General features: G+C 73.8%; 19 protein-coding genes. 16 read left to right on the top strand and 3 right to left on the bottom strand.

From position 1 onward, the window contains the following. The first annotated feature begins 33 nt into the window (after positions 1-33). From DEF28_RS00750 to DEF28_RS00715, 8 genes are all read left to right on the top strand, one after another. The gene (locus DEF28_RS00750) at positions 34-1,125 is read left to right on the top strand and encodes a zinc-dependent alcohol dehydrogenase family protein (RefSeq protein ID WP_114395977.1); all 1,092 of its coding nucleotides are present in this window, start codon (positions 34-36) and stop codon (positions 1,123-1,125) included. After that, entirely contained in the window at positions 1,122-2,336 is a 1,215-nt protein-coding gene (locus DEF28_RS00745) for a DUF4380 domain-containing protein (RefSeq protein WP_114395978.1), read from the top strand. Before DEF28_RS00750 ends, DEF28_RS00745 begins: the two co-directional genes overlap by 4 nt. Positions 2,337-2,398: 62 nt before the next feature. Beyond that, on the top strand, positions 2,399-3,154 hold the full coding sequence (locus tag DEF28_RS00740) for an SDR family NAD(P)-dependent oxidoreductase (protein ID WP_114395979.1): 756 nt from the start codon (positions 2,399-2,401) through the stop codon (positions 3,152-3,154). Positions 3,155-3,179: 25 nt separating this feature from the next. Continuing rightward, the gene (locus tag DEF28_RS00735; protein WP_114395980.1) at positions 3,180-3,911 is read left to right on the top strand and encodes a FadR/GntR family transcriptional regulator; all 732 of its coding nucleotides are present in this window, start codon (positions 3,180-3,182) and stop codon (positions 3,909-3,911) included. Then, positions 3,908-5,053, top strand: a complete 1,146-nt coding sequence (gene dgoD, locus DEF28_RS00730) for a galactonate dehydratase (protein WP_114395981.1) — start codon at positions 3,908-3,910, stop codon at positions 5,051-5,053. Before DEF28_RS00735 ends, dgoD begins: the two co-directional genes overlap by 4 nt. 19 nt (positions 5,054-5,072) lie before the next feature. Next, on the top strand, positions 5,073-5,933 hold the full coding sequence (locus tag DEF28_RS00725; RefSeq protein WP_114395982.1) for an SMP-30/gluconolactonase/LRE family protein: 861 nt from the start codon (positions 5,073-5,075) through the stop codon (positions 5,931-5,933). Further along, a complete protein-coding gene (locus DEF28_RS00720; protein ID WP_114395983.1) occupies positions 5,930-6,910 on the top strand; it encodes a sugar kinase in 981 nt (326 codons plus the stop codon). Before DEF28_RS00725 ends, DEF28_RS00720 begins: the two co-directional genes overlap by 4 nt. Next, positions 6,903-7,499 (top strand): bifunctional 4-hydroxy-2-oxoglutarate aldolase/2-dehydro-3-deoxy-phosphogluconate aldolase, encoded by a 597-nt coding sequence (locus DEF28_RS00715; RefSeq protein ID WP_114395984.1) that lies wholly within the window; start codon positions 6,903-6,905, stop codon positions 7,497-7,499. The genes DEF28_RS00720 and DEF28_RS00715 overlap by 8 nt, the downstream gene beginning before the upstream one ends. Before the next feature lie 151 nt (positions 7,500-7,650). Here the strand turns inward: DEF28_RS00715 and DEF28_RS00710 are convergent, their stop codons facing one another. Beyond that, a complete protein-coding gene (locus DEF28_RS00710; RefSeq protein WP_114395985.1) occupies positions 7,651-8,316 on the bottom strand; it encodes an AIM24 family protein in 666 nt (221 codons plus the stop codon). Positions 8,317-9,335: 1,019 nt separating this feature from the next. Here DEF28_RS00710 and DEF28_RS00705 point away from each other — a divergent pair. From DEF28_RS00705 to DEF28_RS00680, 6 genes are all read left to right on the top strand, one after another. Continuing rightward, on the top strand, positions 9,336-10,076 hold the full coding sequence (locus DEF28_RS00705; protein ID WP_114395986.1) for a YqcI/YcgG family protein: 741 nt from the start codon (positions 9,336-9,338) through the stop codon (positions 10,074-10,076). A gap of 88 nt (positions 10,077-10,164) precedes the next feature. Next, positions 10,165-10,986, top strand: a complete 822-nt coding sequence (locus DEF28_RS00700) for an arginase family protein (protein WP_114395987.1) — start codon at positions 10,165-10,167, stop codon at positions 10,984-10,986. A gap of 161 nt (positions 10,987-11,147) precedes the next feature. Then, positions 11,148-12,125, top strand: a complete 978-nt coding sequence (gene cysK, locus DEF28_RS00695) for a cysteine synthase A (RefSeq protein WP_114395988.1) — start codon at positions 11,148-11,150, stop codon at positions 12,123-12,125. 51 nt (positions 12,126-12,176) lie between these two features. Continuing rightward, positions 12,177-13,295 carry a homoserine O-acetyltransferase MetX gene (gene metX, locus DEF28_RS00690; protein WP_114395989.1) on the top strand — a complete coding sequence of 373 codons (1,119 nt, stop codon included), beginning with the start codon at positions 12,177-12,179 and terminating at the stop codon, positions 13,293-13,295. A gap of 50 nt (positions 13,296-13,345) precedes the next feature. Further along, positions 13,346-14,092, top strand: coding sequence for an SDR family oxidoreductase (locus DEF28_RS00685; RefSeq protein WP_181874186.1), 747 nt, complete (start codon positions 13,346-13,348; stop codon positions 14,090-14,092). A 183-nt stretch (positions 14,093-14,275) separates the two neighbouring features. Continuing rightward, on the top strand, positions 14,276-15,175 hold the full coding sequence (locus DEF28_RS00680; protein ID WP_114395990.1) for an ATP-grasp domain-containing protein: 900 nt from the start codon (positions 14,276-14,278) through the stop codon (positions 15,173-15,175). 85 nt (positions 15,176-15,260) lie between these two features. Here the strand turns inward: DEF28_RS00680 and DEF28_RS00675 are convergent, their stop codons facing one another. After that, positions 15,261-16,697: an aminotransferase-like domain-containing protein gene (locus DEF28_RS00675; protein ID WP_114395991.1), complete on the bottom strand. Its 1,437-nt coding sequence runs from the start codon at positions 16,695-16,697 to the stop codon at positions 15,261-15,263. Between DEF28_RS00675 and DEF28_RS00670 the strand changes: the two genes are divergently transcribed. Beyond that, positions 16,696-17,598 carry a DMT family transporter gene (locus tag DEF28_RS00670; RefSeq protein ID WP_114395992.1) on the top strand — a complete coding sequence of 301 codons (903 nt, stop codon included), beginning with the start codon at positions 16,696-16,698 and terminating at the stop codon, positions 17,596-17,598. The genes DEF28_RS00675 and DEF28_RS00670 overlap by 2 nt on opposite strands. A gap of 216 nt (positions 17,599-17,814) precedes the next feature. On the opposite strand, the gene DEF28_RS00665 is transcribed toward DEF28_RS00670, so the two are convergent. Then, positions 17,815-20,466 (bottom strand): bifunctional acetate--CoA ligase family protein/GNAT family N-acetyltransferase, encoded by a 2,652-nt coding sequence (locus DEF28_RS00665; protein ID WP_114395993.1) that lies wholly within the window; start codon positions 20,464-20,466, stop codon positions 17,815-17,817. Positions 20,467-21,334: 868 nt separating this feature from the next. Between DEF28_RS00665 and DEF28_RS00660 the strand changes: the two genes are divergently transcribed. Further along, entirely contained in the window at positions 21,335-22,750 is a 1,416-nt protein-coding gene (locus DEF28_RS00660; protein ID WP_114395994.1) for a multicopper oxidase family protein, read from the top strand. Positions 22,751-23,348: the final 598 nt, after the last annotated feature.

The following is a 23,348-nucleotide window of genomic DNA, read 5'->3' as shown; positions in this document are numbered from 1 at the left end:
AACAAGATCCAGCCCGAACGGGGGAATCCAGTCATGAACGCAACGGCCTTCGGCAGCCCGCCGCCCGCGACCATGCGCGGTGTGCGCCTGCCCGGCGACTCCACCGCGGTCGTGGACACGCTTCCTGTGCCCGAGCCGGGGCCGGGCCAGGTGCTGCTGAGGATCGGGGCCTCGGGAATCTGCGGCAGCGACATCGGCTACATCTACCGGGAGCACAAGACGCACCGGGGCGTCGACGGTCCGGCCTACCGGGGCGTCGTCGCCGGCCACGAGCCGTCGGGAACGGTCGTGCAGGCCGGTCCGGGGTGCCGCAGGTTCGGCCCGGGGGACCGGGTCATCGTCTACCACATCGCCGGATGCGGGCTGTGCGACAACTGCCGCCGCGGCTACATGATCAGCTGCACGGCCCCGGAGCGGGCGGCCCACGGCTGGCAGCGCGACGGGGGCCACGCCGAGTACCTGCTGGCGGAGGAGTCGACCTGCGTCCCCCTGCCCGACGAGCTCTCCTTCGTGGACGGCGCGCTCATCGCCTGCGGGTTCGGCACCGCCTACGAGGGTCTGCGGCGCGTCAGGGTCAACGGCGACGGGGACCTGCTCGTCGTGGGCCTGGGCCCGGTCGGCCTGGCGGCGGGCATGATCGGCCGGGGCATGGGCGCGGCCCGCGTGATCGGGGTGGAGCCCAACCAGCGGCGCCGGGAGTGGGCCGCCACCCTGGGCGTCTTCGACGCCCTCGCCTCGCCCGAGGAGGCGGCCGAGGAGGTCGGCCGGGTCACCTCCGGGAGGGGCGCGGCGACGGTCATCGACTGCTCCGGGTCGCGTGCGGGCCGTTCGCTGGCGCTGGAGAGCGCGGCCGAGTGGGGCCGGGTGTCCCTGGTCGGCGAGGGCGGCACCCTGGAGACCGAGGTGTCGGACACCCTCCTGCACAAGCAGCTCACCCTCTACGCCTCCTGGGTGACCTCGCTGCCCGCCATGGCCGAGCTGTCGGTGAACCTGGTCAGGTGGGGCCTGTCCCCGGAGCGGGTGGTCTCCGACCGGTTCGACCTCGCCGAGGCCGACGCCGCCTACCGGCTCGCCGCGGGCGAGAGCCGGGGCAAGGTGTGCCTGGTGAACGGGGAGGAGCGGTGAGCACCCCCGCCGTGATCCGGCGCGCTGGCTCCGGGCCGCGGGAGCGGGTCGTGCTCGACAACGGGGTGGTCCGGCTGACCGCGGCCCCGGGGCTGGGCGGCCGGCTCCTGTCCGTGCGGCACCGCGGCCGCGAGCACCTGTACCGCAACCCCCGCCTGCTGGACGATGACCTCCAGCCCGTGGCGGGCGTGGAGCTCGGCCCGGTGGACGGGCCGATGAGCGCGTGGAACAACGTCGGCGGCGACAAGACCTGGCCCGCGCCCCAGGGGTGGGACGGCCCGGGCCAGTGGGCCGGTCCCCCCGACCCGGTCCTGGACTCGGGCCCCTACACCGCCGAGGCCGCCTCCGCCCCGGACGGCTCCGCCACGCTCACCCTCACCAGCCGTGACGATCCGCGGTCAGGGCTGCGCCTGCGCCGGCGCCTCACGCTGGAGCCCGGCGCCGCCGGCTACCGGCTGGACCTGGAGGCGGTCAACGTCTCCGGCACCGTCCGCCGGTGGGCGCTGTGGAACGTGACCCAGATCGACGGGGCCCCTGCCGCGGCCGACGGCGCCGGCGGCGTCTACGTGGGGGTCCGGGGGCCGGGCCCGCACACCGTGCCGCTCGTCGCGGGCAACGGGCACCCGCGCGTCCTGGCGCACCCGCCCTCGGTGGTGCGGGTGCCCCCGCAGGACGTCGTCGGCAAGGTCGGCTTCCCCACCGCGTCCGGATGGCTGGCCAACGTGGGCGCCGCGGGCACCCTGACCCTGCGCTTCGACGTGAGCGAGGGGGCCGAGTACCCCGACACCGGGTCCAGGGCCGAGGTGTGGCTGGAGGCGCCGGTGCAGCGGCCGCTGGAGCACCTGGGCGGGCTGTGCCCGGTCGACCGGGTGACCGAGGTCGAGGCGCTGGGGCCGCTCACGGAGCTCGCTCCGGGACAGGGCATGGCCCTGGTCATCGGGTTCGGCCTCGGCACGGGCAGGGATCCGGTGGCCGAGGTGACCCCCGACGGCTTCTGGAGCGAACCGCCCCGCTGGGGCGCGCGGGAGGCCGGGGGACGGCGCCTGGCCGGGGCCTTCACGGCCTCGCGCCCCGGCGCCCTGGTCCACGCCGCGTCCGGCCGCACGGTCGCGCGGACCCGGCCCGGCGAGCCAGCGCGTTTCGACGCCCTCGTCCCCGCGCCCGGCACCGGCACCGCGCCCGCCGTCGTGTTCGTACCGGAGGGCCCGTAACCGGCCCGGGACCGGACGGCCCCCGGATGGCACCGGGCGCACCTACCAGCTTACGGAGTGACATGACAGACACCAGGCACGACGGAGTGACGGCCGTGGTCACCGGCGCGGCACAGGGCATCGGAGAGGCCACCGCCCGCCGTCTGGCCGCCGAGGGCGCCTCGGTGGTGCTGACCGACCTGTCCCCACGCCTGGAGGGAGCGGCCGCGCGCATCCGCGCGGAGGGCGGGCGCGCCCTGGCGGTGCGGGCCGACGTGAGCGACGAGGACTCCTGGGACGGAGTCGTGCAGGCGGCCCGGAGCGCCTTCGGGCCGGTGGGCGTCCTCGTCTCCAACGCCTACACCTTCGAGCAGGCGCCCGCCCACGAGACCACGCTCGGTTCCTGGGAGCGCCAGCTCGCCGTCAACCTCACGGGGGCCTTCCTGGGGGTGCGCGCCTGCGTGGGCGACCTCTCCGCCAACGGCGGCAGCGTCGTCATCACCTCCTCGGTCCACGCCTGGTTCGGACTCCCCGGCCGACTGGCCTACGCCACCACCAAGGGCGGGCTCACCGCCCTGACCCGCCAGCTCGCCGTCGAGTACGGGCCGCGGGTGCGCGTCAACTGCGTACTGCCCGGCCCCATCCTCACCGCCGCCTGGGAGGGGGTGGACGAGGAGGACCGCCGCACCAGCGTCGCCCAGACCGCCGCGGGCCGCTTCGGCGACCCGGAGGAGGTCGCCTCCGTCATCTCCTTCCTCGCCTCCGCGGAGGCCTCCTATGTCACCGGTGCGAGCCTGCCGGTGGACGGAGGGTGGAGTATCTACAAGGCGTCGTCGTGACGGGACGCCTGGAACGGAGGAAGTGATGGCGGCCTACTCGGGGCGCGGCGTGCACGGCCAGACGGTGCGGTTGCTGGCGGAGCGCGTGCTCTCCGGTGCCATCGGCGAGGGGCAGACGATCGACCTGGCCGCGCTCAGCGCGGAGCTCGGTCTGAGCCTCACCGCGATCCGCGAGGCGATCAAGGTCCTGGCGGCCAAGGGGCTGGTGGGCTCCCGGCAGAAGAAGGGGACGTTCGTGCGTCCGCGCGGCGACTGGAACCTGCTCGACCCGGACGTGGTCCGGTGGCAGATCGCCGCCGGAGCGGGCGACGTCTTCTTCCGGGACCTGGCCGAGCTCCGCGACGCCCTGGAACCCGCCGCCGCCCTCCTCGCGGCCCAGCGGCGTACCGACGCCGACGTCGCCGAACTGCGCGCGGCGCTCGCGGACATCGCCGACTCCGCCGAGGGCCCGGCAGAGGCGGCCGCGCGGGCTGACCTGCGCTGGCACCGCGCGCTGCTGGCGGCCACGCACAACGAGCTGTTCGTCCGCACGGACGTCTTCTTCGCCGCGGGGCTCTCCGAGCGCGACCGCCTGGTCCACGGAGGCGCCCACGGCGATCCGGTGCCCAGCCACGGCGCCGTCACGGAGGCGGTCGCCGCGGGCGACGCCCTCGCCGCCGAGTCCGCCATGCGCTCCCTGCTGGACCAGGCCAGGGCGGACCTGCTCCGCATCACCGAGGACGACGCGCCCGAAGACGATCTGGAGAGACCGCAGTGAGAATCACCCGCATCGAGACCTTCCTGGTCCCGCCCCGGTGGCTGATGTGCCGGGTGGAGACCGACGACGGAGTCGTCGGCTGGGGCGAGCCCGTGGTGGAGGGGCGGGCGGAGACCGTGCGGGCCGCGGTCGCGGAACTGTCCGAACTCCTGCTGGGCCAGGACCCCACTCCGATCGAGCACCACTGGCAGCGCCTCACCAAGGCCTCCTTCTACCGGGGAGGGCCGGTGCTGTCCAGCGCCGTCGCCGGGCTCGACCAGGCGCTGTGGGACATCGCGGGCAAGCGTCTGGGCGTCCCCGTGCACCAGCTCCTCGGCGGCCCCGTCCGCGACCGGGTGCGCGTGTACGGCTGGGTCGGCGGCGACGACCCGGCCGAACTGGCGGACGCGGTCGCCGCCCGCGTGGAGTCCGGGCTGACCGCCGTGAAGATGAACGCGTCCGGGGTGATGGGGCGTTCGGCCACTGTCCGCGAGATCGACGGCGTCGTGGAGCGGCTGGCGAGGGTGCGCGAGGTGCTGGGGCCGGACCGGGACGTGGCCGTGGACTTCCACGGCCGCTTCAACGCGGCCACCGCTCGCCGGGTCCTGCCCCTGCTGGAGCCTCTGCGCCCCATGTTCGTGGAGGAGCCCGTGCTGCCCGAGTACGGGCACCTGCTCGAAGAGGTCGTGCGGTGCAGCCCGGTGCCCATCGCCACCGGGGAGCGCCTGTTCAGCCGGACCGACTTCCTCCCCGCGCTCCAGGCGGGCGTGGCGGTCGCCCAGCCCGACCTCTCCCACGCGGGCGGGATCTCCGAGGTGCGCAGGATCGCCTCCCTCGCCGAGACCTACGACGCCCTCCTCGCCCCGCACTGCCCGCTCGGCCCGCTGGCCCTGGCCGCCAGCCTCCAGATCGCCTTCGCCACGCCCAACTTCCTCATCCAGGAGCAGAGCATCGGCATCCACTACAACCGGGACGCCGAACTTCTCGACTACGTCCTGGACCCCGGTGTCTTCGCCTTCCCCGACGGGCACATCCGCCGCCCCGAGGCCCCGGGGCTGGGCGTGAGCGTGGACGAGGACGCCGTGCGCAGGGCGGACCGGAAGGGCCACCGCTGGAGGGCACCGGTGTGGAGCCACCAGGACGGATCCTTCGCGGAGTGGTGAGGAAGAAGGAGTGACGCGCATGCTGTGCGAACCGTGGAGCACGGACCGCTTCGAACTGGGGGAGGGCCTGCGCTGGCAGGGCCGGGACCTGCTCATGGTGGACATCCTCACCGGCAGGCTCCTCGGACTCGACCCCCTCGTCCCGGGCCCGGCCGAGGTGCTCGCCACCCTCCACGTCCCCCTGGGCGCGGTCGCCCCCGTCCTGGGGCGGCCGGGGGAGTACGTCGCGGCGGCGGGCACGGGAGTGGCGCTGCTCGGCGGGGACAGCTCCCCGCGGTGGCTGGCCCGGCCCGAGGCCGGCGCGGCCGCCCCGATGAGGATGAACGACGGCTGCTGTGATCCGCGGGGGAGGTTCTGGGCGGGGTCGATGGCCTACGACGGCACCCCCGGAGCCGGCTCCGTCTACCGCACCGACCCCGACGGCACGGTCACCCGGGTCATCGAGGGCTACACCGTTCCCAACGGCCCCGCCTTCACCGCGGACGGCGCCCGCATGTACCTCGCCGACAGCGCCGAGGGCCGGATCGACGCCTACGAGGTGTCCCCCGGCGGAGAACCCGGCGCGCGAACCGTCTTCGCCCGGGTCGGGGAGGGCAGCCCCGACGGGATGCAGGTCGACGCGGAGGGGCACCTGTGGGTCGCCGTCTGGGGGGCCGGGAGGGTGCACCGCTACGACCCCGGCGGGGCCCTGGAGCGCGTGGTGCGGCTGCCCGCCGCCCAGCCCACGAGCGTGTGCGTCGTCGACACCCCGGAGCCCCGGCTGTTCGTCGCCTCCGCCGCGATCGGCCTCGGCCACGCCGGGCCCTGCGACGGCGCCCTCTTCTCGATCCCCGTGGACGTCTCCGCCCCGGCGGCCCAGCCCTTCGGAGGACACCCGTGACACCGCAGGTCACCTGTGTCGGTGAGACCATGCTGCTGCTCACCGCGACCGAGCCGGTCCCCCTGGACCGGGCCCCGCTGCTGTCCATGGGCATCGCGGGTGCCGAGTCCAACGTGGCGTGCGCCCTGGCGGCACTCGGGCACCGGGCCGCCTGGCTCAGCAGTGTGGGCGACGACCCCTTCGGGCGGGTGGTCGTGCGGAGCCTGCGGGAACGGGGGGTGGACGTATCCGGTGTGCGGATCGACCCCGACCGGCCCACGGCCCTGTTCGCCAAGGACCCCTCGCCCACGGGGAGCGCGGTCCACTACTACCGCGCGGGGTCGGCGGCCTCGGCCCTCGGCCCCGAACTGGCCGGGCACCCCCACGTCCGGGCGGCCGGCATCGTGCACCTGTCGGGTGTCACCCCCGCGCTCTCCCCCGGCTGCGACGCGCTCACCGAGAGCCTGCTGGCCGACCCCAGCCTGACGGTGAGCTTCGACGTCAACCACCGGCCCCGGCTCTGGAGACGGAGGGAGGCGGCACCCCGCCTCCTGGAGCTGGCCCGGCTCGCCGACATCGTCTTCGTCGGCAGGGACGAGGCCGAGGAGCTGTGGGGCACCGCCACCGCCCGCGACGTGCGGTCGCTCCTGCCCGATGTGGACCGCCTCGTGGTCAAGGACGCCGAACACGGCGCCACCGAGTTCCACGGCGGCGGCGAGGAGTACGTGCCGGCGCCGTCGGTGGAGGTGGTCGAGCCGGTGGGAGCCGGGGACGCGTTCGCCGCCGGGTACCTGGCGGGGCGTCTGCGCGGCCTCGACGGCCGGAGGCGCCTGCGGCTGGGGCACCTGTGCGCCGGACGCGTCCTGCGGGTGGTGGGAGACCTCGCTGATCCGCCCCCGGCGCGGGAGGTGGAGGAACTCTTGGAGGTCCCCGACGACCGGTGGACCGACCACGCTTCGGCGGCTGTGGCCGCGGTGAGAGGAGAGGGACATGAGTGACGAGGGCCTGGACGGCCTGTTCGCGGGGCACCGCGTGCTGGCGATCCTGCGGGGCATGCCCGTGGAGACCACGGTCGAGCTGGCCGAGCGCGCCTGGGACATGGGCATCACCGCGATCGAGGTGCCCGCCCGCGACGCCCGCGGACTGGAGGCGCTGCGCGCGACCGTGCGGGCCGGGGCCGAACGCGGCCGTCCCGTCGGCGCGGGCACGGTGATCTCCCCCGGCCAGGTCCGTGCCGTGGCCGAGGCCGGGGCCGCCTTCACGGTCGCGCCGGGTTTCGACGCGGAGGTCATGGCCGCCTCGGAGGCGGAGGGGATGCCCCACCTCCCCGGTGTTGCGACCCCGAGCGACGTCCAGGGCGTGCTGCGAGCGGGCGGCCACTGGGTGAAGGCGTTCCCCGCGACATCGCTCGGCACGGCGTGGTTCCGCGCTCTGCACGGCCCCTTCCCCGAGGTGCGGATCGTGGCCACCGGCGGTATGGACGCCCGCAACGCGCGGGAGTACCTCGACGCGGGAGCGCGGATGGTGGCGGTCGGCTCGGCTCTCGCCGACCCCGACCAGATCCCCCTCCTCGCCGAACTCGTCTGAACGCGGGCGGGGGTCTGCGAAATCATCGGGTGACTCCCGGGCGCTGGCCCCGCGCCGACCGCGGAGGTGCCGGCCGCCGGCATCGCGCGGTCGGAGGGCGGGGCCGCGATGCGGCCGCCGGCGGGCGGCGGTGGAGGGCCGGCCCCCGGGGTCAGCCGGCCGCCTGGGCGGGGACCGGCGGGCCTTCGGACGCCTGCACCAGGACGAACCCCTGGCCTTGGAACACCAGCTGCACGGCCTCGCCGCTGCCGCGGCCGATGAGCGCCCCGGCCTTGACCGTGCGCCGCACACCGGTGTGCAGGGTGGAGGACCAGGCGACCGCGGCGTCGGTGTCGACGTAGGTGGGCTGGTCGACGTTGAGCAGCACGGGCATGCCGTGGCAGGCGATCGCGATCCGCCCGTGCCCGGTGAACACCGTGTTGAACAGCCCTCCGGAGGCGACCCCCGCGCCTTCGACACGCTTGATGTCCCAGCTCACCCCGGACTCGAACGCCAGCACGTTCTCCCCGCTGACCGTGACGGAGTCGCCGTCGAGATCGATGATGTGCACGTCCCAGGCGTCGCGCGCCAGGAAGACCTCGCCGCGCCCGGAGACCTTCATCAGCGGCAGGCCCTCGCCGGTGAACGCCTTCTTGAACAGCTTGCCGATTCCGCCGGCCCCCTGGTAGGCGAAGTCCACCTCGCCCTGGTAGGCGACCATGGCGCCCTGCCGGGCGAAGAACTCCCCGTCGAAGCTCACCCGGAGCATCTGATGGTTCTGGAGGCTCATTCCCGGCTGATCGGACTCTCGTACCTGATCGAATAGTTCGCTACGCATGCCGCCATTCTCCCGGCTTCCGGCACACCGTGAGCGCCGGACCGGAGCCGCGACCGGGCCCAGGGGGCCTCTGCTGGGGCGATCCTCCGCGAGAGCGGGCCGGGTGGCCGGCTCCCGATCGTCGCGGGTTCCTCCGGGACCGGTCTCCGACGACGCTCCCGGGCCCCGTAGCGCAGGGCGGGCGGGCTCCGACGCTGTCCCGCGCGTCCCGGCCCTCGCGCGCCGTCCCGGGCCGGGAGGGCCCCGCCGGGACCGAGCGGGTTCCGGATTTCCGCCACTTCACCAATTCACGGCAGAAACGAGAAACCCCGCATGGCACCGGCTCCGCGTCGGTGACCGGAAAGACCCGGACGGTCGGCGGAATGGATCTTCGAAAGCACTCCGGACCTGCACGGCCGCCCCCATTGACCGGATGCGGCCAGAGGTGAGAAGCCACACACGGGACATCTCGGCGTATTCTGGCCCGTGGTCGAATAACTCGTACCTCCCTATACCCACCCATCTCCACCTCTGATAGTCGCCGCACCACACCTGTCAGTCCGCATCTCCACCGACCGCATTTCCGAACTCTTCCAGCCCGGCCCATCGCCGCGGCGGAAAGACCACCGAGCACAGAACCGGGGGCCGGAGCCGACCGCTCCGCCACGCACGATCCGCCGCCGTACCGCGGAGTTCCCGCGGAATCCGGCGCGCACACGCACCGGAGTCCGGTCCGGATCCACAGGTCGCCGCAGCCCGCTCCGCGCACGGGGTACGCCGCGTGGTCGCAGCACGCGCACGCGGAGGAACGGGCACTCTATATGCGCCCTACCGGGATCGACAATGCCCGCACGGGACCAGTCCCGCCATACTCCCCAGCAGTCTTCGCCACGCGGCACGACAGTCCTCGATAACACGATCCGGCACCTCTGCCGCCCCGCCGGCCCATCTCTTCGAACCCGAAGAAGAGGAGTCGGAATTGCGGTGCGCGAAACGACGGGCAGCCCTCCGGCGAGGAATGGACGCCCCAGTTGAACTGGATGACCAAGAAACCGAAACTGATTTCCCAGACACACATCGGCGACGACGGAACGGGATGGCACCGCGACGCTTTCAACGACATAGAGGCCCGGCTCACCGACCCCGGTTTTCCGTGCGTCTTCTCCAGGAACGCGTTCCGGAAGCGGCTCCTGAAGCTGATCTTCGTGGAGAACGGCGAAAGAAGCGGCATCGAGCACCTGGCGGGCGGCCTCGAAGAGTACGTCGAGCTGTCCAGGGAGTGGGACGGCAGGCTGGACACCGCCTACCCGCTGGCCGCGGCGTTCTCCCTGGACGCCGTGGCGGCGCGCTCCGTCGAGGAGTACCACGCCTTCGGCTGGAGGGTCCTTCAGGAACTGCACGAGATGGACCCCGAGCCCTGGCCGGAGGGCGTCGGCAGGGACCCCGGCTCCGACTCCTGGTCCATGTCCTTCAACGGCATGCCGCTCTTCTGCAACATGAGCAGCCCGGCGCACCGCGTTCGGCGCAGCCGCAATCTCGGCACGCACTTCGTCCTGGTCATCAACCCCCGCGAGCGGTTCGACGTCTTCGCCGGCGACACGCCGAGCGGCCGCAACGTCCGCTCGAACATCCGCAGGCGGATCGAGCGCTACGACGGCAGCCCGCACGCCCTCCAACTGGGCACCTACGGCACCGGCGCACCCGAGTGGCAGCAGTACGGCCTGGTGGAGGACAACGTCGAGAGGACGGACCGGTGTCCTTTCAGGTTTCGGAAACCCTAGGCCGACCCGCTCGGCGCCGCCCGTCCGCACGCGGCGAGGCGGGGCGGCCGGCGGTACCGCTCGCGAAACGAGGAGGGAACTCCAGCCGATGATCGATCTCATTGTTTCCCAGGGCCGGGTAGCCGACCGGGCGGCACGGATGATCGAGGGCGCGGCGCAGACCGCACGGGCCCTGGAACACCGCTACGGCCTGACCGGCCGATACGTCGGAAAGGCGGCACCACCCGCCGACGACGATTGGAGCGTCAGCCTCCCCCAGGCGAGGGAGACACTCGTGCAACTGGGGCGGGCCGTCGCGGCGAGCGTCCAGGGCGGCAACCGCACGGCGATGATCGCCAACACCTGTTCGGCCAGTCTCGCCTCACTGCCGGTCGTGGCCCGCGAGCATCCGGACGCCGTGGTGCTCTACGTCGACGCGCACGGCGACTTCAACACGCCGGACACGACGGAGACCGGTTATCTCGGCGGCATGGTGCTCGCGGCCGCGTGCGGGCTCTGGGACAGCGGCCACGGTGCCGGCCTGCGGCCCGAGCAGGCCGTCCTCGTGGGGGCACGCGACATCGACGGCGCCGAACACGAACTGCTGCGGAAGGCCGGCGTCCGGGTCATCCCTCCGGCGGAGGCGACTCCGGAGAACGTCGCGGACGCCGTCAACGGGTCGCCCGTGTGGATCCATGTCGACTGGGACGTCCTCGATCCGGGTTCGTCGGTACCGGCCGACTACCAGGTCCCGGACGGCATGTCCGAGGCCCAGATCCGCGCCCTGTTCGAATCGGTCCCCCCGGAGCGCCTCCTCGGCGTCGAACTGGCGGAGTTCAACGCACCGGCAGACGACGGGAGCAGCCGGAAGGCGGTCTCCGCCATTCTCGACATGGTCGCCCCCGTGTTCGAGCCGGCGCGCGCCGGATAGCCCCGTGCCACTCCCAGGCGCCCCCGGGCGCTCGGCAGCGAAGGCCCGGCTTCCGGTTCCAGCCGTACGCCTCTCCGCCGCATCCGCCTCCGGCCGGACGGTACCGAGCGGACCCGCCGGCCGACCCCCTCTGCCGCATTCTCCAGCGAAGGACGGTCCTCATGCCCATCCACGACAGCATCCTGGACACGATCGGCCGCACGCCCATCGTCAGACTGCACCGGCTCGCACCCGAGCACGTCACCGTCTATGTGAAGGCGGAGTCGTTCAACCCCGGCGGCTCGGTGAAGGACCGGCTCGCGCTCTCCGTCGTCCTCGACGCCGAGGCGAAGGGGCTGCTGAAGCCCGGTGACACGATCGCGGAGTGCACATCGGGCAACGTCGGCATCGCGTTGGCGATGGTGGCGGCGGCGCGCGGCTACAAGTTCGTGGCGGTGATGTCCGATACCTACTCGGTGGAGCGGCGCAAGCTCATCCGCGCCTACGGCGGCAAGGTCATCCTCTTCCCCGGCGCCGAGGGCAGCAGCGGCGGGAACCGCATCGCGGACGAACTGGCGGCCAAACACGGCTGGTTCCGGGCCAACCAGTTCGACAATCCCGCGAACCCCGCCTACCACCGCGAGACCACGGCAGCGGAGATCCTCGGCGACTTCGCCGGAAAGCGGCTGGACTACTTCGTCACCGGCTTCGGCACCAGCGGCACCCTGACCGGGGTCGGGCAGATGCTGAAGCTGGCCCGGCCCGAGGTGCGCATCGTCGTCGCCGAACCGGAGACCGCCGCCGTGCTGTCCGGCAAGGAGTGGAACGTGCACCGGATCCAGGGGTGGGCGCCCGACTTCGTGCCCGGGGTGCTCGACCGGAGCGTCATCGACGAACTCGTGACCGTCAACGAAGTGGTGGGGCGGGACACCGCCCGCCGGCTGGCCGCCGAGGAGGGCATATTCACCGGTATTTCGGCCGGCGCGACCCTGGCGACGGCGCTGCGCGTCGCAGAGAGCGCGCCGGAGGGCGCGGTGCTGCTCGCGATGCTGCCGGACACCGGTGAGCGCTACCTGTCCACGTTCCTGCTCGAGGACGTGAACGACGGGTCGGACGACGAGTGGCTGGACTCGCTCGACGCCGGCCCCCATGGCACCTGAGTCCAGCCGATCCGCGCCCCCGCCTACGCACGCGACACCGGGAGCAGGTGAATGAGGGAATTCATCCCGCCAGCAACGTGCTTCGCCGACCTGCCGGCCGGCTTTCCGATGAAGCGCGGCGGCGCGCTGTACGGCGCCCGCATCGCCTATGAGACCTTCGGGCGGCTGAACGCGGCACGCGACAACGCCGTTCTCCTCCTCACCGGCCTCTCACCGGACGCGCACGCGGCCTCGCACCCGGACGACCCCGCGCCCGGCTGGTGGGAGCCCATGCTCGGACCGGGCAAGCCGATCGACACGGACCGCTGGCACGTGATCTGCGTGAACTCGCTCGGCAGCTGCAAGGGCTCGACCGGGCCGGCTTCGCCAGATCCGGACACGGGCCAGCCGTACCGGCTGGATTTCCCGGAGCTGTCGATCGAGGACATCGCCGACGCGGCGGCCCGCACCGTGCGCGCGCTGGGTGTCGAACGCCTGGCCAGCGTGATCGGCGCCTCCATGGGCGGGATGAGCGCGCTGGCCCTGCTCGCCCGGCACCCCGGTCTGGCACGCAGCCACATCAACATCTCCGGAGCGGCCAACTCACTGCCGTTCTCGATCGCCATCCGCTCCTTGCAGCGCGAGGCGGTCCGCTCCGATCCGAACTGGAACCAGGGCCGCTACGACGAGGAGCGCTATCCGGAACGCGGAATGCTCACGGCCCGCAAACTGGGCATGACGACGTACCGCTCGGCCCAGGAATGGGAACACCGCTTCGGCCGGGCGCGCCTGGATCCGGGGCGTCCGGGGGCCGCGGAGCCGTTCGGGCCCGAATTCGCGGTGGAGGGCTATCTGGAGTTCCACGCCCAGCGCTTCGTCCGCCGCTTCGATCCCAACAGCTACCTCTACCTCAGCCGGAGCATGGACCGCTTCGATCTCGGCGAGTCGTGCGGGAGCACCGCCGGCGAGGCACTCTCCCGGCTGCGCCTGGAGAAGGCGCTGGTGATCGGCGTGCGGAGCGACATCCTGTTCCCGCTGCACCAGCAGCGGGAGATCGCCGAGGGCCTGAGCGCCAGCGGTGCCGACGTCCAGTTCCTGGCGCTGGAATCGCAGGAGGGCCACGACGCCTTCCTGGTGGACACCGGCCGGTTCGGCCCCCCGGTGGCGAAGTTCCTGTCCGTGGGTTGGTAGGAGAGCGGCCCCCGCGGCCGCTCCCCGTCTTCGTAGAGAGCGAGTCTGATGTGTCCGGACCCCCCGCCAGCATCGCCCTCGTCACCGGCGCCAACCGCGGCATCGGGTTCGAGATCGCCCGCCAGCTCGCCGAGAGCGGAGTCCGCGTCCTGCTGACCGGCCGCGACCGCGCGGCGGCCGCCGCGGCGGCGACGGCGCTGCGGAGCGGCGGTCTCGACGTCGAAGCCGGGGTGCTCGACGTCACGGACCCGGACAGCGTCTCCGCCGCGACCGCGGACGTCGCGAGCAGGTACGGCCGCCTCGACATCCTCGTGAACAACGCCGGGATCCGGACGGAGGAGTACGGCAGGCATCCGTCGGAGCAGCCGCTGCGGCGCTGGCGGGAGACGTTCGAGACCAACCTGTTCGGCGTCGTCGCGGTGACCACGGCCTTCCTGCCGCTGCTCCGCAGGTCCGCGGCGGGCCGCATCGTCAACGTCTCCAGCCTGCTCGCCTCGCTGACCATGCACAGCGACCCGGACTCCTACACCTACGACCCCATGTTCAAGTCGCTCCCGGCCTACAGCGCCTCCAAGAGCGCGGTGAACTCCTGGACCGTGCACCTGGCGTACGAACTGCGCGGCACCCCGATCAAGGTGAACGCCGTCCACCCCGGCTACACCAGGACCGACCTCAACGACGGTGCGGGCGCGCAGGACGCCTCCGACGGCGCCCGGACCAGCGTCCGCATGGCCCTGCTCGGCGACGACGGCCCCAGCGGCAGCTACGTGCACATGGGCGAGGTCCTGCCGTGGTGAGCCACTCCGGTGCCGCCGGCGGCACGGAACGTCCTTATGACTACGGCACACCGGACCGCGGACACGCGACACCGCGGCGAGTCCGTGAGCCGCCGCTCCCGTACGGCGGGAGGAACCCGTAGCCGGTACCCGACACCCGACTCGGCCGCAGCCTGCTCCCCACTCCAGTATTGGACGTGCTCTATGGGCGCCCTCGCCTTGGTCACCGACGCGGACAGCCTTCCGATCGACTACGACATGCCGCTCCTGCTCGACGCATGCCGAGCGGTCGGCCTCACAGCCGAGGTGTGCGACTGGGACGACCCGAGCGTCGACTGGGGGCGTTTCGGCACCGTTCTGCTGCGCTCTCCCTGGACCTACGTGGAGCGGCTGCCGGAATTCCTCGCCTGGGGCGAGCGCGTCGCCGCCTCGACGCAGCTGTTCAATCCCATGCCGGTGGTGCGCTGGAGTCTCGACAAGCTCTACCTGGCCGACCTCGCCGCGTACGGCGTGCCGGTCGTCCCGAGCCGGATCGTCGGACCCGGTACCGACCCGCTGACGGCCGTGCGGGAGTTCCGCACCGCCCATCCCCAGGCCGCGGAGATCGTGGTGAAACCGACGGTCGGCGCCTACTCGAAGGACGTCCAGCGCTACGGCCGGCACCGGGACGCCGAGGCGGCCGGGCACATCGCCCGGCTGCTGGGAAGGGGCGACCGCGTCATCCTGCAGCCCTATCTGGAGTCGATCGACCGCGACGGCGAGACCGACATGATCTATTTCGACGGTGTCTACAGCCACGCCATCCGCAAGAGCGCGCTGCTCCTCCCGGACGGCACGGTGAGCGCACCGACGCAGGACGTGCGCAAGGCGCGGGACGCCGACGAGGGCGAGCGCGCCGTGGCCCAGGCCGTGTTCGACGCCGCGGCCTCGCACCTGGGCCTCGACCGCCCGCTGCTCTACGGGCGCGTCGATCTCGTCCGCGCCGATGACGGCACACCGGTGGTACTCGAGATGGAACTGTGCGAGCCGTCGCTCAGCCTGCCTTTCGCCGAGGGCGGCGCGCTGCGTTTCGCACGCGCCCTGGCCGGACGGCTGGACCGCTAGGGAGGCGCGTCGCGGGGCCGAGGCCGCGGCCGCGGGCGGCGCGGGCGGCGCGGGCGGTCTCCGGTGTCGGGCGGAAGCGGCGGGCTCACGGTTCGGTGAGGAGCGGTGCCAGGCGGCGGATGGCGTCGTCGACGTCCGCGGCCGATGGCGCCGCCACGTAGCTGAGCCGTACGTGCGGGGCGCTGCTGTCGGTGGGGTAGAAGTTGTCGCCGGGGGTGAGGGCGACCCCGTTCGCCGGTGCGGTGGCGGCGAGTTGCCCGCCGTCCAGGTGGCCCGGCAGCGACACCCAGAGGTGGTAGCCGCCGCGTGGGCGGACCGCGAGGACGTGCGGGCCGAACGTCGCCGAAACGGCGTCGACGGCGACCCTGCGCCGGTGCTCCAGGGCCGAACCCAGCGTGGCGAGGGCGCGCTTCCACCCGGACGCGGTCACCACCTCGAGCGCCGTGTACTGCAGGGGCGCGGGCACGAACATCGTGTCGATGACGTGGGCGGCGCGCAACCTCGCGGTGACCGGGCCGCGGGCCGCGAGGGCGGCGACGCGCAGGTTCGGCGACGTCGCCTTGGTCAGCGACCGGATGTGGACGACGGTGCCGTCGGGGTCGTCGGCGATCATGGGCGGCGGGACCGGCCCGGCGTCGGCATGCGCCATGTGGCGGGCGAAGTCGTCCTCGATGACGAAGGCCCCGTGGCCGCGGGCGATACCGCGGACCTCGTGCTGCCGGCCCACCGGGAGACTCGTTCCGGTGGGGTTCTGGAACAGCGGCTGGACGATGACGACGCGCGCCCGGGTTCGCGCCAGTGCCTCGTCGAGGTAGTCGGGGCGGAGGCCTTCGCCGTCGAGCGGGACCGGAATCGTCCGCAGGCCCGCGGCATGGGCGGCCGCGATCGTCCCCGGGTAGGTCGGCGACTCGATGACGACCGGGTCGCCCGGCTGGCCGAGGGCGCGCAGCGCGGTCGCCAGGGCGCTCTGGCCGCCACCGCAGACGAGGACGTCGTGCCGGCCCAGGCCGCCGCCGATGTCGGAGGCGAACCAGTCGCGCAGTTCGGGGACCCCGCCGACGGGCGGGCGGTCCCATGCCTCCGAGCGGCGGGCGGCGCGGGACAGCGCGGTGCCCAGCGCGCTGAGCGGCTGAAGTTCGGGGTGGAGGTAGCCGCCGTTGAGGTCCACGACGTCCGGTCCCGATGTCGAGAGCGTTCCCAGGAGCGCGGGCGGTTTGAAGCCGCGCGCGCCGCCGGCCGCCGAGCCGATGCGGTTGGTGAGTTCGAGGGCCGCCTCCTGCCACGAGGTGTCTCCGGCGCGCCGCAGGGGCCGCGCCTCGGTGCGGTAGGTCCCGGCGCCGGGGCGGGAGGTGATGAGCCCGCGCTGCGTGAGGAGGGCCAGCGCCTGCGAGACGGTGGTAGCGCTGACGCCGAAGCGGCGCACGAGCTCCCGGTGCGTCGCGATGCGGCTCCCGGCGGGTAGCGCCTCGATCTCCCGCGCCAGGACGCTGGCCAGTTTCCGCGAACTGCTACCGTCGGTCATGGATGTGGATCGTAGCGCTATCGTCCGCAGGCGAGTATCGCCACTGTCGAACGGCACCGTCCTCGCCGCGCTCGGCGTCGTGGGGTTCTCCTTCAGCTTCCCGGGTACCGTGTGGGCGCTCGACGGGTTCGGCCCGTGGAGCGCCACCGGGGTCCGCGGCGTCCTCGCCGCCGCCATCGCCCTCGCGGCGCTCCTCGTGACGCGGGCACCGCTCCCGGCCCGCGCCGACTGGCCGGCCCTGGCCGTTGTCGCGGGCGGGTGCGCGATCGGGTTCCCCCTGCTCACGACACTCGCCCTGCAGACCTCGACCACGGCGCATTCGGCGGTCGTCATCGGTGCACTGCCGATGGCCACGGCGACGATCTCCGCCCTGCTCACCCGGCGCCGTCCCTCGAAGGTGTTCTGGGCCGCCGCCGGGACCGGCGCGGCCACCGTCATCGTGTTCTCCCTCGCGCAGAACCGCGGACAGCCGACGGTCGCCGACCTCTACCTCTTCGGCGCCCTCATCGTCTGCGCGGCCGGCTACGCCGAAGGCGGACGGCTCTCGGCGCACATGCCGGGCTGGCGCGTCATCGCCTGGGGCGTCGTGCTCGCGGCGCCAGTCAACCTCGTCGTGTCCGCATGGGCGCTGACCCAGGAGCCGGTCGACCTCACGGCGAAGGCCCTCGTCGGAATGGCCTACATCGCCGGCATCTCGCAGTTCGGGGGGTTCGTCGTGTGGTACCAGGGCATGGCGCTGATCGGTGTGGCGCGGGCGAGCCAGCTCCAGCTCGCCCAGCCGCTGCTGACGCTCGTGTGGGCGGTGCTCCTGCTCGGGGAGCAGCTCAGCCCCGCCGTCCCCCTGACCGCCGTCATCGTGCTCGCCTGCATCGTCGTCACGCAGCGGGCCAGAACGTCGTGACCCGGCCCCGGCGCGGACGGCGGGGCCGTGCCGGCCGCGTCCCCGCCCGCGCGGCGGTCGCGGCGACCACCGCGCGGGCGGCCGGGAGCAGCGTGGAGGTGGACGGCACCAGACGCGTTCCTGCCGCCAGCCCGTCCCGCGTGCTGGCGTAGGCGGCCGGAGTCGGGAAGCCGACGCCCGGCGCCCGGTGCCGGACGTACTCTTCACCGGGCCGCGCTAGAACGGCGGGAGCGCCCGGAGATAGGGGTCCTCGTCCGGGCGCTGGCTCACCCGCACCCGCGCGTCCAGGGCGAGCGCGCCGTGCTCGCCCACGGAGACCGGGTTGAGGTCCATCTCGGCGACCTCGGGCAGGTCGCCGGCGAGCTGGGACAGCCGGGCGGCGACCTCTTGGACGGCCGGCACGTCCATCCGCCTGTCACCGCCCTCCGCGCCGAGAGCGGCGACCGCCCGGACCTCGCGGACGAGCTCCGCGGCGTCGACGTCGGTGAGCGGGGTCAGCCGGGCTGAGCGCGTGTCGAGGGCGTCGGCGTAGCTGCCGCCCAGCCCGAACAGCACGAGCGGCCCGAAGACCGGCTGGTGGATGATGCCGAGGCGCGTGTCGAACTCGCGTGCCGCCATGGCCTGGACGACCACGGTCGGGAAGCGCTCGGCGCACGCGCGATAGGCCGCCCGCACCTCCTCCGGCCGGTCCAGGTCCAGGCGCAGCGCACCCGCCGCCCTCCGGTGGGCCAGACCGGCGACGTCCCCCTTCACCGCGACCCGTCCCCCCAGGACGTCCAGGGCCGCCACCGCCTCCTCCGCCGAACGCGCGCGCCGCCACGGGGCGGTGCGGATCCCGTAGCACTCCGCCACCCGAAGCGCCGCGTCCAGCGGTAGCCACCCGCCGACCGGCCGGGTCCGGAGGAACTCCCGCACCTCCTCCCGGGCGCGGCCGACGGCGGCGTCGGGGAACACGGGGACCGTTCCGGCCGGGCGGGCCAGCCAGCGGGTCCGGGCCCACGCCTGGCCGAGCGCCGCGGCGGCCTCCTCCGGGGCGCTGAAGGTGGGGACCCCGCGGTCACCGCCGGGCAGCACGGTGACCGCCTCGGGCTGTTCGGGCGCCACCGCGAGGATCGGCTTGCCGCCGGTATCGGCGCACAGGGTCGGTGCCAGGTCGGCGAGCGCGGTCGGGACGAGGACCAGGATGATCGCGTCCACCTCCGGCGACTCCGCGAGGGCGCGCACGCAGCACCGCAGCTGCTCGGTCCGGACCTGCGGGGTGGTGTCGACCGGGTTGGCGCACGATCCGCCCGGAGGCAGGTCGCCGGCCAGCTTGCGCCGCAGGTCGGTACCGAGGGTCGGGACCTCCAGCTCCTCGGCCTCGCAGGCGTCGGCGACCAGGACGCCGGTGCCGGCCGTGTTGGTCACCACAGCCACCCGGGGGCCGGCCGGCAGCGGCTGGTGGGCGAGCACCGCGGCCGTCTCCACCATCTCGGTCACACTCCGCACGGGTGAGACGCCGGCCTGCCGGAACAGCGCGGCGCCGGTCAGCTCCGCCACGGCGGCCCCGCCCGTGTGGGTCCGGGCCGCGCGGCGCCCCGCGGCGGAGCGCCCGGAGAGCATGGCCAGGACCGGCAGCTTCCGGCTGATGCGGCGGGCGATCCGGGAGAACTTGCGCGGATTCCCGAACGATTCCACGTGCACCACGGCCATGCGGGTGCCGGCGTCGGCCTCCGCCCAGGCCAGCAGGTCGTTGCTGCTCACGTCGAGCCGGTCGCCGACGGAGGCGAAGGTCGAGACGCCGATCCCGAGCCGGGACAGGTGCTCCATGAGGGTGATGCCGACCCCTCCTGACTGCGTGATGACGCAGGCGTGCCCCGGCCGGGGCCGGCGTGCCGCGAACGTCGCGTGCAGCCGCACGTCCGGGTCCAGGTTGGCGAGGCCGAAGCAGTTCGGCCCGAGGAGCCGCATCTCGTACGCGCGGCAGATCTCCAGCAGCTCGCGCCGCGCGGAGGCTGCCAGACCGGCGGAGAGGACGGCCAGCGCCCCGGCCCCGCGTTCGCCGCAGGCGCGCGCCACGTCCGGGACGGCCTCCGCCGGGACGGCGACCACCACGAGGTCGGGAGGTTCGGGGAGATCGGCCGCGGACGGGTGCGCCGCGATGCCGGCGACGTCGGCCTCCCCCGGGTGCACCAGGTGGACGCGGCCAGTGTAGCCGCCTTCGAGGATGTTGCGGACCACGGCGTTGCCGACCGACACCGCACGGCGGGTGCCGCCGACGACGGCCAGCGACGAGGGCCGCAGCAGGCGGTGCATGCTGGCGAGTCCCGCACGGCTCTCCCGCTCCTCCACCGCCGACAGGTACCGGTCGTCCATGGTGAGCGGGAGTTCGACCTCGACCACGCCCATGTCCAGGTGCCGCCGCAGCGGCAGGCCGGCGTCGGCGAACACCCGCAGCATGGCGTGGTTGTCGAGGAGGACCTCCGCGGTCAGGGCCGCCACTCCACCGCGCCGGGCGAGCGAGGCCAGGTGCTCCAGGAGCAGCGTGCCCACGCCTCGGCCGTGCACGTGCTCGGCGACCGCCAGCGAGATCTCGGCGGTCGCCGCCCCGTTGTCCCGCTCGTATCCGGCGATCCCGACGATCTCGCCCGCGAGGAGGGCGACCAGTGCCGCGTGCGCGGGGTCAGGAGGGCGGCAGAGCCGTTCGGCCACGTGGCCGGGCACCCGCGGCCCGGGGACGAAGAAGCGCAGCCGCCGGTTCTCCGCGGACAGCGCCTGGTGCAGGCGGTGCACCGCCGCCGCGTCCCCGACGGCGGCCGGCCGGATGCGGACGATGCTGCCGTCGGTCAGCAGTGCGTGCACGGGACCGGAGTCGATGCGGACGGTCATGGGTGCTCACCTGGCTTCCAGATACGTGCCGGGCGACGGCGGGAAGGCGGCGGGCCGGCGCGGGACCACCCCGCCGTCGCGGTCATGTCCCTCTGCCCGCCGCGGCCCCGCCCACGCGGGGACCAAGGTCACGGCGTGGGGCTCCGTGCTGGTCCCCGACGGGGTCCGCACGCCCCGTGCCCCGGACGGCCGGCCCGCCCCGCCACCGGCACCGGTGCCCCGGTGGGCTGGCGGCGGGGGCCCGGACGGGCCCGGGACCGCATCCGGTCGCCCGTCGAAGGCACGGCGCGCCCACGGTGGCGGACGACCGCGCACCCCGCCTCCGGCGGGCCGCGGCCGCACTACCTCAGACCGGCGGAGGAGCCGCCGCGGACGCGGGAGCGCGTACCGATGGCCGGGTCCGGGCGCGGCGCGCTGCCGCCGCTGCCAACGTCGTGCGGCCCGGTCCCTGCGGGCAGGCGACGGGCGCGCGGAGGAGAGCCCGGTTCCTGGGTCGGCCGTGGGACGGCGTGCCGGGCGCTGGCTAGCCGTCCCCCACCGCGGCCGGACCCGTCGGGGTCCGGCGCTCCCTCGCCCCGCGCTCCGGCCCGCGTCCGCTGTCCCACCGCCGCCGTGCGCGGTTCCACCGGCGCATGCCACCGCCGCGGCCCGCACGCGGCGTCTTGGGGGTCGCGCCGGCGCGGACTGGGGCGGCCCGTGCCGGGCCGGACGAGGAGCGCCGACCCGCCGTGCGCGGGCGAGTGATGACCACTTCGATACCGCATGCGTACGCCGACCGTGGATAGCCGGCCGGCGTCGTCGGTAGCGGGGGCGTGCACACCGACCGGCCCCGCAGCAGCCGGACCGTCCGCCGGCACAGGAGACCGCGATGACCGCCGCGCCAGCAGTTCCGCTGAGATGGACCGCCACCGTTACCGCCCTGCTGCTGAGCTGCGTGCTCATCGGGCCGGCGCGCCCCGCGGCTGAGGGTGCACCCGCCGCCCGCGGTCCGGAACTCGTGCAGCCTCCGGAACTCGTAAGCGAGGACGGCCGCCTCGACGTCCGGTTGACCGTCCAAGAGGAACGGGTGCGCTTGGGGGCGCGCAAGGTCGCGGCGCTCGTCTACGACGGCCGCTTCATGCCGCCCACGCTGCGCGTCCGTCCAGGCGACCGGCTCGACATCACCCTCGTCAACCAGGCGTCCAGCGCGACGAACCTGCACACGCACGGCCTGCACGTCTCCCCGGAGGGACACGCCGACAACATGGCCGTCCGCATCCTGCCAGGCGAGAAGTGGCGGTACTCCTACCGGTTCCCCGAGGGCCAGCCCCCGGGAACGTACTGGTACCACTCCCATGCCCACCCGCAGGCCGAGGGGCAGGTGTTCGCCGGGCTCGCCGGCGCCATCGTGGTCGAGGGCCTGGACCGCTACCTGCCGCCCCCGCTGCGCGGGCTCCCCGAGCGCCTCGTCGCGCTCAAGGACTTCCAGGTCCGCGACGGGGCGATCCCCACCGACAACATCGACAGCAACGCCCCCACCACCCGGACCGTCAACGGACTCGTCAACCCCACTCTGCGCATCCGGCCCGGCGAGACCCAGCTGTGGCGGCTGGCCAACATGAGCGCCAACATCACCTACCAGGTCGAACTCCCCGGCACCCGCTTCCACGTCATCGCCCAGGACGGCAACCCACTGCACCGCGTGTGGCAGCGCGACCGGCTGCTGATGCCTCCCGCCAGCCGCTACGACGTGCTCGTCCAGGGCGGACCGCCCGGCCGCACCGGACTGCGCACCCTCGCCTACACCACCGGCCCCGCCGGCGACCGCTACCCGCAGGCCGTCCTGGCGACCGTGGTCTCCGAGGGTGCCGCACTGCCGCCCGCGCGGCTTCCGACGCTGCTCGCCCCCTTCGACGATCTGCGCGCGGCACCGGTGGACCGCCGCCGCACCGTCACCTTCTCCCAGGACAAGCGGAAGAACCGGTTCTTCGTCAACGGGCGGGAGTTCGACCCCGAGCGCGTCGACATCCGGGTCCGGCTCGGCACGACGGAGGAGTGGACGGTCCGCAACGACTCCGACGAAGAGCACGCCTTCCATATCCACATCAACCCGTTCCAGGTGATCAGCGTCAACGGACGCCCCTACGACGCGCGCGGCCGCCAGGACACCGTCCAGCTCCCCGTGCGCGGCGAGGTTGTGATCCGCACCCGGTTCCGGGACTTCGTCGGCGTGTTCCCGGTGCACTGCCACATCCTCAACCACGAGGACCGCGGGATGATGGCGAACGTCGAGGTGGTGCGCTGACCGCGGCGCGGAACCGTCCGCGGACGCCAGGCGGCGACGACTCGGGGATGCGGCGGCTCGGCGGAACGCCGGGATACCTCCCGGAACGTGAATGGCGCCGCCGCCTTTATCGGAATAGCGCTTTGCGCGCGAGGGCCGCCCGTGCGGAGGGCGGAGTGGGTATCCACCGGCCGCGCCGCCGCGCCCGGATCCGGGGGAGCACGGCGCACCGCGGCCGAATTCCCCGGTACGGCGGGCGTTCCCCGCGGATCTTCAGGTCCGTGCCGCGCACGGCGCGCGGTCCGCCCCCGCCGCTCCCGCTGCCCGGTGGGCCGGCCCCGGGCTGCGGCTTCGCTCCATGCGGCGAGGGCCCGCGCAGGCGCCGGCGCGTCCACGACCTCGGTCCGCGGCCGCCACTCGCGCCGCTATGGGCGGGCACGGGAGAACAGCCGACCGATAGCGCTACTTCTCTACCGATCTGTTCTTTAAGTGCCCATGGTGACGATTGAATGTGATTTCGGCGTAACGCTCTTATGGAACGCTGTGCGTGCACACGGGCCGTTCGTGTGCGACTGGCCGTCCGTTGCGGACGCGCCGGCCACCGACCCACCATGTCCGC

The organism is Marinitenerispora sediminis (genome assembly GCF_003336425.1).
Classification (GTDB): Bacteria; Actinomycetota; Actinomycetes; order Streptosporangiales; family Streptosporangiaceae; genus Marinitenerispora; species Marinitenerispora sediminis.
The sequence above is the reverse complement of the archived record's forward strand: the minus strand, read 5'-3'. Positions and strand labels throughout refer to the sequence as shown.

Bases quoted from the DNA above. Each gene is read 5' to 3' on its own strand.
- DEF28_RS00750 (WP_114395977.1), top strand. From the start codon at position 34: ATGAACGCAACGGCCTTCGGCAGCCCGCCGCCCGCGACCATGCGCGGT.
- DEF28_RS00740 (WP_114395979.1), top strand. From the start codon at position 2,399: ATGACAGACACCAGGCACGACGGAGTGACGGCCGTGGTCACCGGCGCG.
- DEF28_RS00735 (WP_114395980.1), top strand. From the start codon at position 3,180: ATGGCGGCCTACTCGGGGCGCGGCGTGCACGGCCAGACGGTGCGGTTG.
- DEF28_RS00725 (WP_114395982.1), top strand. From the start codon at position 5,073: ATGCTGTGCGAACCGTGGAGCACGGACCGCTTCGAACTGGGGGAGGGC.
- DEF28_RS00715 (WP_114395984.1), top strand. From the start codon at position 6,903: ATGAGTGACGAGGGCCTGGACGGCCTGTTCGCGGGGCACCGCGTGCTG.
- DEF28_RS00710 (WP_114395985.1), bottom strand. From the start codon at position 8,316: ATGCGTAGCGAACTATTCGATCAGGTACGAGAGTCCGATCAGCCGGGA.
- DEF28_RS00705 (WP_114395986.1), top strand. From the start codon at position 9,336: ATGACCAAGAAACCGAAACTGATTTCCCAGACACACATCGGCGACGAC.
- DEF28_RS00700 (WP_114395987.1), top strand. From the start codon at position 10,165: ATGATCGATCTCATTGTTTCCCAGGGCCGGGTAGCCGACCGGGCGGCA.
- cysK (WP_114395988.1), top strand. From the start codon at position 11,148: ATGCCCATCCACGACAGCATCCTGGACACGATCGGCCGCACGCCCATC.
- metX (WP_114395989.1), top strand. From the start codon at position 12,177: ATGAGGGAATTCATCCCGCCAGCAACGTGCTTCGCCGACCTGCCGGCC.
- DEF28_RS00680 (WP_114395990.1), top strand. From the start codon at position 14,276: ATGGGCGCCCTCGCCTTGGTCACCGACGCGGACAGCCTTCCGATCGAC.
- DEF28_RS00670 (WP_114395992.1), top strand. From the start codon at position 16,696: ATGGATGTGGATCGTAGCGCTATCGTCCGCAGGCGAGTATCGCCACTG.
- DEF28_RS00675 (WP_114395991.1), bottom strand. From the start codon at position 16,697: ATGACCGACGGTAGCAGTTCGCGGAAACTGGCCAGCGTCCTGGCGCGG.
- DEF28_RS00665 (WP_114395993.1), bottom strand. From the start codon at position 20,466: ATGACCGTCCGCATCGACTCCGGTCCCGTGCACGCACTGCTGACCGAC.
- DEF28_RS00660 (WP_114395994.1), top strand. From the start codon at position 21,335: ATGACCGCCGCGCCAGCAGTTCCGCTGAGATGGACCGCCACCGTTACC.